Raw genomic sequence first — 14,844 nt, forward strand, 5'->3', positions numbered from 1 at the left:
ATGAAGAACCTCTTTCTGTTTTGTTATTTGCCAGATACCACAGCGTCGATTTGCGCTTGAATCTCATCGATGACTTTTTGTCCGCCTACGCCCATGATTTTCTCCTCCAACATCGCTTTGCCTTTATCCGCAGCCAGCACGCCTTGCGCCAGCGGCAGGAATAAAGAGTCGTGGAACGGCGTGATTTTGGCGTATTCGGTTTTCACTTTTTCAGCGTCGAAGGTGAATCCTGCCGTTGGGCTGAGTGTAAAGTTAGCCGGGTCGGCGGAGAAATCAAACCATTTCTTGTCGTCCGCCATCATCGTATCCGGCGTGCGGTTGAGCGTTGGACGCCAAGTCAGCGTATAGCCCGGGAAAACATAACTCGAAAGCACTTTATAACTGGAATCGCCGACAGGCTCCCAATCCTTCCCTTGGATACCGTATTCCATCAAATCGTGGTTCTCCTTGATCGACAGCCAATTGGCAACATCCATAGCCAGATCGGCATGCTTCGAGGAAGCAGGAATGCAAAGGAAATTCCATTGTTGGAACGCGGTATACGGTTTAGCTTTATCGCCGTTCGGCACGAAAACCTCCAGCTTGTCGCTTCCGTCCTTCAGCATTTCCGCATATTTCAGCCCTTCCACACCGTCGGCCGCATAATAAGTGGCCGCGTATTTGCCTTGTTTGAACAAGGTTTCGGCATTTTGCTCCTGGGCGATGTTTTTGGACAAGATCCCGTCTTTATAGAACTTGGTAACACGTTCGAAAGCGTCCGCGATCATCGGGCTTTCCCATTGTCCGACGACTTTCTTGTCTTTGGTGGAATAAGCGAACATGTTGACGCCGATTTCGAGCACTTCATCCAGAGCCATATTGGCGGAATCGCTCAGGATAAACGGCAATTTATCCGCTTTGATCCCGTTGATGACAAACGGTTTGATGTCCTTTTCATTTTCTTTAACCGCATACAAGAACTTCTCCAGATCGTCCAGCGTTTTCAGCTCGGGCAACCCGTATTTTTCGCGCAAGTCCTTGCGGATCAGCAAGCCGTATACCGAGCCTTGCGTCGTTCCGAGCGGAATTCCCATAATCTTGCCGCCGAACTTGTTGTATTCCCACATCTCGTCGGGAATGGATGCCTTCAGCTCAGGCCGTTCCTCTACCATCGCGTCCAACGCTTGGAGCGAATTGCTGGCGATCATCTGGTTCATGGACAGCCATGGCGCATCCAGGTACATGTCGAAATCCTCGCCGGCGGACATTTTAACCGCTACCGTGTTGCCGTAATCCGACCACGGGAGGAAGTTGATATTCAGCGAGGCGCCGACGTTGTCTGTTTTTAATTTGTCGTTGACCGCTTTCAACACCTCATCAAAACCAACCGGTTTATCCCCCGGAAGATAAGCCTTCAACTCCACGACTTCTTTCGAAGCATTGGAAGCGGAGCCTGCCCCCGAATTTGCATTGCTGCTATTCGCATTCCCCGGCTCGGCATTCCCGCCGTTGCCCCCGCAGCCGGCCAGCAGCAGCGTTGAGGCCAGTACGGTAGCCATAGCTGTGCCAAACATTTTTTTGAATTTCATTGAGTTAACCTCCCTGTTAATTGTGTGTTCATCAAGCATCTATGCTTAACCGGAAGATTCCGGTTAATGCCGGAATCTTCGGTTACCCTTTCACGGCTCCTACCGTGAGGCCCTTGACAAAGTATTTCTGCAGCATCGGATACAGCAGGATAATAGGTCCGATCGTCAGAACGGTCGTTGCCATGCGCACACCGTAAGTCGGAGGCGTGATTGCGATGGCTGCGCCTGAAGGAATCAGGTTTTTCGCGGCCTCCATATTGGATACCATTCGACGCAAAATCAACTGCAGCGGAAACAATTTTTCATTATCCACAAACATGAGTCCCATAAACCAGTCATTCCAATAGTTCAACGCATAGAACAGGCCGACGGAAGCCAGGATCGGCTTCGAGATGGGCAGGATGATCTGGAAGAAAATTCTCATTTCGTTGGCCCCGTCGATCCGGGCGGCTTCCTCCAGTTCCTCGGGAACGGTGCGGAAGAAGCTGACCAGCAGAAAGACGAGAAAAGGCTGGCATAACAGTGTAAGAATAAGCACCCAGACAGTATTTTGCAAATGCAGCCACTGGCTGACAACGATATAAAACGGAATGATGCCTCCCGAGAACAACATCGGCAGATAGCAGAAGAGCAGGAACGGCGTCCGCAAGACATTCCGTTTATTCGCCAACGAATAGGCCAGCATGGCCGAGATGCAAAGCGCGCTTAGCGCCCCGACGACGGTGACCAGAACGGTCACTCGGTAGCCGCTGAACAAGACATCGGACTGAAGCACCGCTTTGTATGCGGCCAAAGAAAACTTTTGCGGAAATAAAGTATACCCATGCGCGATCAGTTCGCCCTCATCGGTGAAAGAACCGATGACCATCAGCAGAAAGGGGAACAGACAGAATAGGGTGAACAATAGAATGATCGTATAAGCGGTCACCGAAAAAATCCGGTCCGAAACACTCTGTCTCATCGTTATGCCTCCTAGAAAAGTGTGCGTTGAACATCCACTTTAAATCTGAGTTCAAAAAGTCGGGTTCTCAGGACCAAGAAGGTTGGATGAAGCCAGGGCCTGAGGAGCGGAGCGTACGTTTTGGGTACGTGAGCACCGGAAGGCCCGGCTGAATTCAAGATTCGACGTCGAACCCACTCCCTCGAACCGCTTCGTCCTGGGAAGACGACTTTTTGAACATCCTCTAAAATAGTGCGGATTCTTTGGATACCTTGCGGGTCACCCCATTAGCAACGAGCACGAAAATCAGGCCCATCACCGATTGGAACAGCCCGACCGCCGAGGACATCCCGAAATCGTGCAATTGTCGCATCGAGCGGAATACGAAGGTATCAATGACGTCGGTTGTCGGATACAACAGGGAGTTGTCCCCGATAATGGCGTAGATCATCGCAAAATCCCCGTTGAAAATCTTGCCTACAGCGAGCAACGTCATGATCATGATGGTTGGCACCAGCAACGGCAAGGTGATGCGTAACATAATTTGCAGCTTGGAGGCTCCGTCGATGCGGGCCGCCTCATATAAATCCTCCGGAATACCGGTAATCGCCGCCAGGAAGATAATCGAAAGATATCCCGCTCCTTGCCAGACCCGAATCACGGTTAGAATGGCAGGCCACAAACTTGACTCAAACATCCAGTTGACCGGCTCCATGCCGAGATTTTGCAGCCAGGTGTTAAGCATCGGCTCCTCCCCGCCGAACATGGACTGAACAATCATCCCGACCACGATCCAGGACATGAAATAAGGCAGGAAGATGAGGGATTGCGAGATCCTCTTAAAATATTTGTTGCGAATTTCATTGAACATTAGCGCGATAAGCACGGCGGCGACGGTCGTAAACAAGATAAACAGCGCGTTCAGCACCAACGTGTTGCGCAGGACGGTCCAAAAATCGTCCGAGGTGAAGAAATAGTCGAAGTTTTTGAAGCCGACCCATTTGCTTCCCGTGATCCCTTTAGAGAAGTCATAATCCTTGAATGCAATCGTGATCCCGTAAATGGGAAGATAACTGAATACGAGGAAAAACAGCAGGCCGGGAACAGCCATCACGTATAGGAAAGGATTTCGGGCGATATGTTTTAGCTTGGATCCTCTCCCTTGGTTTCGATCGTACTGCATGGTTTCAAGTCCTCCCTTATGTGTCTAAACTCGGTTTCCGGTGTTTTGTCGTCTTGCGGTCCGATGTCGTCACCATAACAAGCCCGGGGTCGGAAAGACAATTCCGGCAAACTCCGATTCTTCCCGCAAGCGCGAATTTCGCCTTTTCCCAAAAGCATCACTTTTCCAAAAAGGAACGATTTTGCTGACGGAAATCCCCAATATGCTACAATAGGTCTGCACTTTAAAACGGCTTTTTGAACTACCTCTTTAAGCAAACAGAGAGAAGTAACGGGGGTTACGGTATGCCAAAATTCAACTTTCCGCTCCTCGCTTCATTCAAGAAGCACCCAACTTACATGAAAATCATTTTTTATTTTGTCGGCGCAAATGTACTCGTCCTGGCCATCTCCTTCCTGCTGCTGTACTGGCAGTCGTCCAGAACGCTGCTGAAGGAAATCGGCGATCATTCCGAATCGCTGCTGCTGAACAGCGCTCGAAATACAGCCGGACTCATGGAATGGTCCCTGGATTACAGCTTCGCCTCAAGCAACGACAGCGACCTGAAAGTGTACGCGCTTTCCGATCATTACACGGATTATGAGACTTACAACGTATGGAACCGGCTGGGGGAAATCAAGAACGCCAACCCCGCGATCGATTCCGTCTACCTGATCAACGACTACACCGACACGGTGGTCGATTCCCGGCTTGGCCTCAATGACGCCGCGGCTTTTTATGATCAGGATATTCTGGAGCGGCTGCGCGATTCGAAGCTGGCGGACCGGGCCGTTCCCTTGCCCCGGACCCTGACGCTCCCCCTCAGCGGTGAAGCGGCGAAAGATGTCATTACCATCGTCAGGCTGTACGAAAAGGGCAGTTCCATTTCCGCCTTCGTCATGAATATAGATACCGATAAATTAATGAACTTGCTTCAGAACAATTCGAACTATCCCAACCGGCAAGTTACTGTGTTAAACGATCGGAATGAGGAAGTGTTCAGCACCGCCCGCCTTAGCGGCGAGCAAGTCTTGGAGCTTGGCCGTCAGGGCGAGCTGAGAAAGAGCGGCTGGGAGCTGTTTAAACCTCATGATCAAGAAGAGCAGCTGATGGTTTACTCGACAACTTCGATTAAAGGGATCCAAGACTGGACGTTTATCGAGAGCATTCCGAAAGCGGTCATTCTGGGCCGGATTTCCGTGCTCCGCAACATCAGCCTATCCCTGTTTCTAGGCCTGTTCGTTGCCTCGCTAACCGTCATCATCCTGATCTCCAAACGGGTATACTCTCCCATTCAGGAATTGGTCAGCAGTGTTATGCGGCAGTATCGGGCCGAACAGTTGGAGGATCGAAAGTCGGGAACCGAGCTTGATTATTTATCCAGTGTCTTTACGGCGCAGAAAGAACAGATCGATGAATTGACCGAGCACTGGCGGCACAACAAAATTCTCGGCAAGGAGCGGTTCCTGCGCGAATTTTTAAGCGACGAAGCCGGTTCCCCTGCTGAAATCCGCAGGCATTTCAAGGAGTGGGAGATCGACCTGCCGGAGACCCATTTGTCCGTTGCAATCTTTCGGATTGACCACTTTCCGGAGTTTACGGGGATGTATTCGGAGAAAGATCGCCGCCTGCTTCGCTTCGCGATGGCGAATATTATCCAGGAGTCGCTGCATGCTTCGGATCACCGGCTGCAAACCGTCGATATGGGGAACGACCACATCGCCGTCATCCTGTCGGCGGCCGCATTGTCCCCCGATTTTGCGGACAAGCTGCGCGAATCACAGGAACTGCTGCAACAATACTTGTCGATCGGGACGACCGTGGCCTGGGGCAGAACGCTCCATCTTCTGACCGACATGCACGAGGTCTATTTGGAAACCTACGAATTAACGCAGGAGCGATTCCGCTTCGGGCACGGCGCGATGATTCTGAAGAGCCAGTTGTCCGGCGCCCCCGGCGTCCTGTTCCATCTTCCGCTGGAGAAGGAGCGCCAAATGGCGCAAGCGATCCAGAAAGGGAACCGGGAAACGGTGCTGCAGATTATGGCTTTTGCCGTAGAAACGCTGAGGGAGTTGCCTTATTTTGAGTGTAAAATGTCGCTGATCGCTTTGTTTAGCGATATGCGCCGGTTGATGCAGGACCAATTGCATCAGCCGCTGCCTAGCTCATGGGGATTGACCTCGCTCGAGAATCAGATCATTCGGCTGGAGACACTTGAAGACGTAGCCCTCTGGATGGAAAAGCTGCTGGACAAAACGTTGGAGGACATCATTGCTGCCCGCAGCCTGTCCAGAAATACGGTGCTCATCGAGCAAGTGGAGCGTCTGATTGGAGAACGGCTTAACGATCCGAACCTCTCCTCGAAAATGCTGGCCGATGAGCTGGGGTTGTCCGTGAACTATTTGCGCAGCTTATACAAAGCGGAAACGAACCGATCGATCACGGACACGATTTCGGAAAGACGGCTGGATTTGATTTGCCGCGAGTTGCTGACTTCCGATTCACCGATCGAACCGATTATCCAGAATAATGGATTTTCCTCTCTGAATACTTTCTACTCTGTCTTTAAGAAGGCGTACGGAATGACTCCGGCTCAGTATCGGAGAGCGCATAAGAAGGACATGAAATCAACGTGAACTACAGGTCGGCCCTCCACAAAAATCGTTAAATATTGAAATTGTGTTGTTTTTGGGAAGTTCGTAAATCTGCGCTTGCAGGAAAAATTGGTGTTTGCTGGAATTGCCGTTGCAACAGGGGCTTGGTAAGGTTACGACACAAATAACGGGACCCGCCGATCCGATGCCGGTCCCGATGAAAGGAGAACAAGACAATTTCGAAAGCGCTGTCATCAACCAAAACCAAGGAGGTCCTGTGGATGGTTAACCAAATGCAAAGATCCTCAAAGCGATGGAGATGTCTGACTGCACAAGGGGGGAACTCATGAGTAAACTGTTGAACTCGTTGATGGCTTTCATCCTTTTGGTAGGAACATGGGGCAGTATGTCTATGAATGTTGTGCACGCTTCGGAACCCAGTACGGTGAACATGGATCAAACGGTTGTAGAACGCGGACAGCCGTTAACCATCCATTATACGGGAGCTCAGGGTCCACAAGATTGGATTGGTCTTTACCGCAAAGACGAAACGCCGAAAAAAGGAACCAACGCTTGGAAATGGGCTTATGTGAGTGACTTGCCTGACGGAACGACAACCCTTACGGACAACAGCGAGGGTCGAAAAGAATATCCAAGTTTAAAAGATCTGGCGCCCGGCGAATATTATCTCGCCTATTTACTCGATGACGGTTATACGGAAAACGCCGACCGCTTCTACTTTCAGATTGTTGACAAAGAAGTCACGCAGTTGAAAGCGACTCCCGAATCGGTGACGTTAAAGCTGAATCCGCAAGAGGACAGCGCACAGCTGCAGGTTGAAGCCACGTATCGTACAAATGAAACCGAGGATGTAACAGCGGCCAATGACATCCAGTATGTCAGCAGCTTGCCGCAAGTGGCCACGGTGACCTCCACCGGACTGATTAAGGCCGTATCCGCGGGGACCGCCGTGATCGACATTACGTTCCAAGGGAAATCGACGACGGCTGAAGTCACGGTAGATTCGACGGCGACGGGCCCCGACCCGAAACCGGAAATCGAGCTGACCGTGATGAGCTTGAACCTTTGGGCGGGGGATGCCATCAAGAAGAACGGCAAGGATCGTGTCGTCCAATTTCTCGAGAACTTGATCCGAACGGCAGATGCAGATGTGATCGGCATCCAGGAATCCAACGATGAGGTCGTAACTCAGGCGGCCGCATCGTTAGGTTATCATGTCAGCATGAAGACAAGCCCAAATGTCAGTCTCATGAGCAAATATCCGATACTCGATGTCGATAAGGAAAAAGATTACTACCTCATTGAAGTAGATCCGGGCAGAGCTGTAGCGATCAGCAATGTGCATTTATCCTCCTCTCCTTACGGTCCTTACAGCATCGCAGATGGCAAGACCGTCGAGAGTGTTCTTGCCGACGAAAACCTCAAGCATATGACCGAGATGCGCAACCCGTTCAGCAAGCTTCCTGCGCTCGCCGGGCAAGGAATGCCCGTCTTCTTGACTGGAGACTTCAATGTACCTTCGCATCTGGATTGGACGGAGGCGACGAAAGACCGCTATTTCGGCAAGGTGGTGGAATGGCCGGTATCGAAGAAACTCCAGGAATTAGGCATGGTGGATTCCTATCGCTCCCTGCATCCTGATCCGGTTGCAACGCCAGGCATCACTTGGGCCGTCGAAGGCACCGAATGGAGAACGCCGGAAGTATACGATCGGATTGATTACGTGTATGCCGGAGGCCCCGCGACAACGCTAGAAAGCAAATTAATCGGAGAAAAGGCGGTCAAAGGTGGACCGATATCCTATGCGGACATCCAATTGGATCCCTATTTATCCGATCACCGCGCCGTGGTATCCAAATTCAAGGTGCAGCCGCGCAGTTACGCAGACTTGAATCTGCCATCGACCCCCAAGCCCGATTACAGCAGCACGCTGAGCATGGATCAAACGGTCATAGAACGCGGGCAGCCGTTAACCATTCATTACACGGGAGCGCAAGGCCAAAAAGATTGGATCGGGATTTACCTCAAAAACGAAACGCCGAAAAAAGGAACCAACGCCTGGAGATGGAGTTATGTGAACGACCTTCCCGACGGTACGATAACACTGACAGACAAAAGTGAAGGTCGCAAAGAGTATCCGAGTCTCAAGGATTTTCCGCCGGGCGAGTATTACCTCGCATTTTTGCTAAATGACGGTTACACGGAAAAGGCGAATCGCTTCTATTTTCAAATGGTTGACAAGGCTAGTACTCCTCAAGAGATCGCGGATATGAAAATAATGAAACAGCGTATGGTTGATTATTACATCTCTAGAGACATCATCAACGACGGAACAAACGGTCGGGTCGAATGGACCTTCAAATCCGAGGCAGGCACTTACTTATCCAGTCAACAACCGGATGGAAGCTGGGGAGATGTCGATTACAAGAGCACAACTTCCGCTGCCAACGGGAGAGGCTGGTCGCCTTACCTTGCCTTAGACCGGATGCAGTCGATGGCACAGGCATTTGCCGACCCGAGTGATCCCTATTATCATAACCCCGAGCTGTTAAAGGGGATTCAAAAGGCCCTGGATTATTGGTTCACAGTGAAGCCGACTTCAACCAACTGGTGGGAGACGGGAATCGGCAAACAGCTAAGGCTGGAGAAAATTGCGCTTCTCTGTGAAGGTTATTTAACGGCAACCCAAGTCTCCAATATTATCGATACGTTAGACAGCAGCCCTCACACGGTCGATGGGGCGAATTCGTCCTGGTACAATCAAAATTATATGTACCGCGGCTTATTGCTGGAGGATGCCCGGATCGTTCGGAACGCCGTGGATGCGTTCAACATCCTGTCGAATGTGACGACGACGGTGACGGGAATCCAGTCGGATATGTCTTTCTTCATGCATGGCAAGACGAATTATACAACGGGCTACGGAAGAAGCTTCGCCAGAGATATGTCGTTCTGGGCCTACATTACCTCGGGCACCGTGTTCTCCTACAGCGAGGCGGCGATTGATTCGTTATCGTCCTACTTGTTGGACGGCACAAGGTATCTCGTGAAGGGCGATGTTGCCGATCTGGGCATGGGGATGAACGGACCGGACTGGCCGGATTACGCGAGCGCGGCTTTGACCTTCTATGAAGACCCGATGCAATGGATGCAGACGGCCAACCCGAAGCGGGCTGCGGAATTTGCTCGTTTTCTTGAAAACATTCGCGAAATCGGCACGAACACAAGCAACGGACTGGACGCCAACAATATGACGCAATGGCAAACGCTGGTCGCCTCCCATATGCGAACCGGCTACGGAATTACAGTCAAGATGGCCTCCAGCACGGTTAAAGGCGGCGAATGGAGAACGATTCATCCCAGCGGTTACAACCTGCTGTATTGGACGCCTCAAGGAGCTACCGCCATTCAGAGAACCGGCGACGAATACAGACCGGTTTACCCGTTGATGGATTGGGCCCATGTTCCCGGCACCACGGCTCCATACACACTCACGAAAGACGGCAATTTCAACAATCCGAGAACCTTTGTAGGCGGGGTAACCAATGAGCGTTATGGAGCCACCGCATTTGATTTCAACAAGTTGAGCACGAGTGGAAAGAAAGGTTATTTCTTCTTCGATGATGAAATGGTGGCGCTTGGCGCAGGAATCGCTTCGACGAATGCCGCGCCGATTCACACGACATTGAACCAAAGTCAAGCGGTAGGCGAAGTTCTCGTAGATGGCCATCCGATCGCGGACGGAACGACGCAAACGACCGGACGCTGGGCCTATAACGATAACATCGGTTATGTCTTCCCGAATCCAACGGAGTTTCAAGTGCAGCGGGAGACAAAAACCGGAGCATGGAGCGACGTCATCTCGGGAAGTTCAACGACTCCGATGACCAAACCGATTTTTTCGATTTGGCTCGATCATGGCGTAAAGCCCACAAACGCGTCCTACCAGTACATTGTATTGCCAGACAAAAATGTAGATGAAGTCAGCAACTACGCGAGCGACAACCCGGTAAGCATCCTTTCGAATACATCATCCGTCCAGGCAGTTCGGCACCAATCTCTGGGAATCGCGGAGTTGCTGTTCTATCAACCCGGGACGGTGACGGTGAGAGACGGCTTGACGGTGACCGTTGATCAACCCGCCATGGTGATCCTTGACGAATCCACGGCACCTACCCGTATTTCAGTCGCCAATCCCGAAACACCGGGGATCACGGTAAACGTGACGCTGGACCGAAATGGAACCACATCCACGACGAGCTTCAGACTCGGCAAAGATACGTTCACCGGCCGAAGCCTGACTCTAAATGAAGGAGAATCCATTGACGACAGCGGATTCGATCTCGCTTACAGTAAAGGCGCGGTCGCTTCATCGAGCAAAGACAACCATTTTGCCTCGAATGCCACGGATCTTTACAGAACTTCCTATTGGATTTCAAACGATTCGGATCATGAATGGATTTATGTGGATTTGCAAAATCAATATTCGATCCAGCAAGTTAGGTTAAACTGGGAAAATGCCTACGGGAAGAGTTACAAAATCCAGGTCTCGAACGACGCGGTCGACTGGACGGAGGTTTACTCGACCTCGACGGGGAACGGAGGAATCGACGACATCACTTTCAGCCCGGTCACTGCCAGATACGTCCGCATGCAGGGCGTTCAGCAAGGCGCCGGAAACGGTTACTCACTTAAAGAATTTAACGTGTTCGAAGCGGTCCCGCCCAATCTTGCCGAAGGCAAGCCGGTAACGGCAAGCTCGTCCAAAGCTGCGGACGTAAAGGCCGAAAATGCGGTTGACGGCTCACTGAACACCCGTTGGGGATCTAACTACTCCGATCCGCAGTGGATCTATGTCGACCTTGGCGCCAGCAAGTCTATTCAGGAGGTTCATCTGCATTGGGAAAGCGCGTACGGGAAGGAGTACCAAATTCAGGTTTCCGACGACGCAAAGAATTGGACGACCGTTTATAACACCACAACCGGGGACGGCGGAGTCGACAAGATCTCCTTCGCACCGGTGAATGCAAGATATGTTCAGATGTATGGCACGAAAAGAGGAACCACCTACGGCTACTCCCTCTGGGAATTTAAAGTATTTCCAGCTCTTGCTACCGCCCCGGACGCCCCTGCCGATGTGCAGGCCGTCGGTTATGACGGGGCCGCCGTAGTGAGCTTTGCCCCGCCGATCCATAACGGCGGAAGCGAGATTACAGGTTATCAGGTAACCGCGTGGGCAAACGGAGTAGCTGCCGCGACGACGGAAGGTTCCGCCAGCCCGATCACCGTGACTGGATTGACGAACGGTATAGCGTATACGTTCACGGTGATCGCAAGGAACGGCACATGGGAATCGGCCTCGTCCGCCCCGTCGAACGAAGTCATCCCGTCTCCGAATGGGACGAATGTTCCGGTTCCGCCTGTGAATTTAACGGCGGCGCCCGGCGACCAATCAGTAACCTTAAGATGGGCCCCTTCGGCGGAAAGCGTCACTTATTCGGTATACCAATATGAAGGCGTGGGGGCACCGGCCAATCCGGACAACTGGCAACGGGTCCAGGCCAGCGTAACAGAAGCCACGTATACCGTCACCGGATTGACGAACGGCAGGAGCTATACGTTCGCGGTGAAAGCCGCAGACGCGAGAGGCGAAAGCGACTTCTCCCATGCCGTGACGGCGACGCCGAAGGCTTCGCGGCCGGAGACGCCTAACCCTCCGCAACCGGAGACGCCGGTCAGCAGCAGCGAAACAGGTTATAGCAAGGATACTTCCATCATTGAATCAACGAACGGCAGCATTCTTATTCCGAAGGGACGGGCCGGCGTGGTCAGCCTTGATCAAGAACTTACTCTTACGATAAACACGGGGGCGGCGGAGCAGGAGCTTAGCATCAAGATCGAGAAGCTGCGCAGTACCGCAGACCTCGTATTCGATAAGGTAACGCTCGTCAGCAACATCTTTGAATTAACGAAAAATACCACCGGCAACTTCAAGAAGCCGATCGTCCTCTCGATGCTGTTCAATCCGTCTCTCGTAAGGGACAATCAAAGAGTCGCCATCTTCTACTATGACGAAGCAGAGAAAGTATGGATTGAAGTCGGCGGCATCGTGAATGGTAATCAAATCACGGCCACGGTGGAACACTTCACCAAGTTTGCGGTCATGGCTGTGGACGAGAAGGAGGACAATACTGGCGAACCCTACGAACCGGTACCATCGTTCACTGACATCACGGGACATTGGGCGCAGAACGCCATCCTGAGCGCGGCGGGCATGAAGCTTGTCAGCGGCTATCCGGACGGAACGTTCAAACCGAATTCCGCCGTTACCCGCGCCGAATTTACGGTCATGCTGGCCAATGCGCTGAATCTGGAAGGAGCAGGTACAGCGGCGGCTGCATTTACGGATGAAGTCAGAATCGGCGGATGGGCGAAGCAAGCTGTCGCGAATGCGGTTGAAGCAGGCATTGTGAGCGGGTACGCGGACGGCAGCTTCCGGCCGAATGAGCGGATTACCCGGGCGGAAATGGCAGCGATGAGCGCTAGAGCACTTAAACTGACTGCGGAAGCCAACGCAACCACCGGATTCTCGGACGATAAGAACATCCCGATTTGGGCGAAAGGCGCCATTGAGGCGATTCGCAAGCTGGGAATCATGAGCGGCCACGGCGATAATGAGTTCGTTCCGAACGGGAAGGCCACCCGGGCAGAAGCGGTAACCCTGTTGGTCCGGATGATGGAACAATAAAACATAAATAAAAGCAGGCGTAGCGCAGGAACGATTTTGCTCCTCATGCTGTGCCTGCTTTTCTTCAGTTATTGCCACGGGCTTCCGTGACAGAGAGCGGTTTAATCGAGAGGACCGGCTCGTCTCAAAAGCCAAACCACCCCTTCAGCAAAAACCAGACCACCGGCACCAACAACGCCGGGAGCATATTCAAGGTTTTCGCCTCGATGATCTTCAAGATCGATAAGCCCGAGCTTGCAATCAATACGCCGCCGACGATCGAGATTTCGGTCAGCAGCGGAGCCGTCAGAAAAGGCGCCAAGTAGTCGGCGCTTAGATAAATCGCCCCCTGCCATAGAAAGAGCACGACAGCGGTTAATGCAATCCCCAGGCCATACGAGGAAGCCAGCACCATAGAGGTCACGAGATCCAACGTAGCGTTCATATACAGGTAAGTGTGATCCCCGTGAAGTGCACTTTCAATCGGTCCCAGGATCGACAAGGTGCCGATACAAAATAGCAAGATCCCCGTGGATAACCCCTGCCCCAGATTCGAGGCAGAGAACCGCCCGACCAATCTTTGAAAGCCCCCGTCGATATCCAGTGCCGTTCCGATCAGACTCCCCGCCGCCAAGCTGATGATAAACAACACGGGAAAAGAGCTGTCCTTCATATGCGTGACTGCGGCATTAATCCCCAGCAGCGCAGCAGCCAAGCCAATGGCGGTAAACAGCGCAGCCTGATATTTTTCCTTCAGTCCCTTCTTGAAAATGCTGCCCAGCACGCTGCCTGCCAATATGGCAGCCGCGTTCACAATCGTTCCGATCATCTTCCTGCTCCCATCCGTCCAAAATCTTGCGTCTCATAAATGATAGCGCAATGCGGATTCGCCGTCTAGCCAAGCGGGCCGTTTCGGCCCAGCAACAGGTTCACGTCCACCGTGATCTCCGCGTGATCCCGGTTCGTAAACGCCGCAATTTTCGTAGGCTCCGCGGACCAGGCAAGCGGGCTCATCCGCACCAAATCACGCAATTCCTCCGCCTCCAACCGCTGGCGGTACTTCAAATGCACCACTTCCATCCTGGAAAAATGTTGGCGGAACAAAGAAACGATATTGGCGTTGGAATATTCCTTTCTCCGGCTGCCGACATACAGCGTTTCCCGCAGCTCCCGTAAGTAATCCGAGCCCGGAACGACTTTGACGAGGACGCCTTCGGGGGCAAGAATCCGTTTAAACTCCTGATAATTAGCCGGGGACAGCAGGTTTAAGATCCCTTGAGCCGATTGATCCCGAAGCGGCGCTTGGGCCAAATCCGCAACGAGCCAAAGTTCGTCCGCATCCCGACGGGCCGCCATTCGGATGCCTTCTTTGGACAAGTCGATCCCGAGGCCAAACCCATCTGATCGGCCTACTCCGTGCAAAATACTTCGCAAATGCGAACCTTCCCCGCAACCCATATCGACCATCAGGCCGCCAGAAACGGAGGGGTCCCCGCAGTTCGCCAGCCTTTGCGCGATCGTCTCGTGCATCGGGGAGTATAATCCGCTCCCCGTAATGATCCTCCGCCTGGCGGCGAAGAGCTCCTTATCGTAATGACCCTGGGCCGGACGGGTCGTCAGATTGAAATACCCTTGCTTCGCCCGATCAAAGGTGTGTCCTTGAGCGCAAACCAAGCTGAGCGAGTTGATCGGGAGAAACGGCCCTCCGCATACCGGACATTTTAAGATGGAAATATATTTTCTCGCGCGTTCTGCGCCGTTATCTGGTTGATTCATGCTTTCCCTTCCTTTCCTTTGCCGCACAGCGTAAAGGGGAAGAAAAGCCCATGAAC

General features: G+C 52.4%; 7 protein-coding genes. 2 read left to right on the top strand and 5 right to left on the bottom strand.

From position 1 onward, the window contains the following. Window positions 1–23: 23 nt before the first annotated feature. The 3 genes from BN3795_RS04875 to BN3795_RS04885 all read right to left on the bottom strand — a co-directional run bounded on the left by BN3795_RS04875 (window position 24) and on the right by BN3795_RS04885 (window position 3,691). A complete protein-coding gene (locus BN3795_RS04875) occupies window positions 24–1,568 on the bottom strand; it encodes a DUF3502 domain-containing protein (RefSeq protein WP_068783588.1) in 1,545 nt (514 codons plus the stop codon). Window positions 1,569–1,650: 82 nt separating this feature from the next. Next, window positions 1,651–2,529: a carbohydrate ABC transporter permease gene (locus BN3795_RS04880; RefSeq protein WP_068783589.1), complete on the bottom strand. Its 879-nt coding sequence runs from the start codon at window positions 2,527–2,529 to the stop codon at window positions 1,651–1,653. A gap of 223 nt (window positions 2,530–2,752) precedes the next feature. Beyond that, window positions 2,753–3,691: an ABC transporter permease gene (locus BN3795_RS04885; protein WP_068783590.1), complete on the bottom strand. Its 939-nt coding sequence runs from the start codon at window positions 3,689–3,691 to the stop codon at window positions 2,753–2,755. A gap of 284 nt (window positions 3,692–3,975) precedes the next feature. Between BN3795_RS04885 and BN3795_RS04890 the strand changes: the two genes are divergently transcribed. Then, a complete protein-coding gene (locus tag BN3795_RS04890; protein WP_068783591.1) occupies window positions 3,976–6,306 on the top strand; it encodes a helix-turn-helix transcriptional regulator in 2,331 nt (776 codons plus the stop codon). 304 nt (window positions 6,307–6,610) lie between these two features. Further along, window positions 6,611–13,033 (top strand): polysaccharide lyase family 8 super-sandwich domain-containing protein, encoded by a 6,423-nt coding sequence (locus tag BN3795_RS04895; RefSeq protein ID WP_068783592.1) that lies wholly within the window; start codon window positions 6,611–6,613, stop codon window positions 13,031–13,033. Between the two features lie 124 nt (window positions 13,034–13,157). On the opposite strand, the gene BN3795_RS04900 is transcribed toward BN3795_RS04895, so the two are convergent. Together BN3795_RS04900 and BN3795_RS04905 are read right to left on the bottom strand one after the other, a co-directional pair. Then, window positions 13,158–13,841, bottom strand: a complete 684-nt coding sequence (locus tag BN3795_RS04900) for a DUF554 domain-containing protein (protein WP_068783593.1) — start codon at window positions 13,839–13,841, stop codon at window positions 13,158–13,160. Between the two features lie 65 nt (window positions 13,842–13,906). Beyond that, the gene (locus tag BN3795_RS04905) at window positions 13,907–14,788 is read right to left on the bottom strand and encodes a putative RNA methyltransferase (RefSeq protein WP_068783594.1); all 882 of its coding nucleotides are present in this window, start codon (window positions 14,786–14,788) and stop codon (window positions 13,907–13,909) included. Between the last annotated feature and the right edge of the window lie 56 nt (window positions 14,789–14,844).

Source organism: Paenibacillus phocaeensis (genome assembly GCF_900021165.1).
Classification (GTDB): Bacteria; Bacillota; Bacilli; order Paenibacillales; family Paenibacillaceae; genus Fontibacillus; species Fontibacillus phocaensis.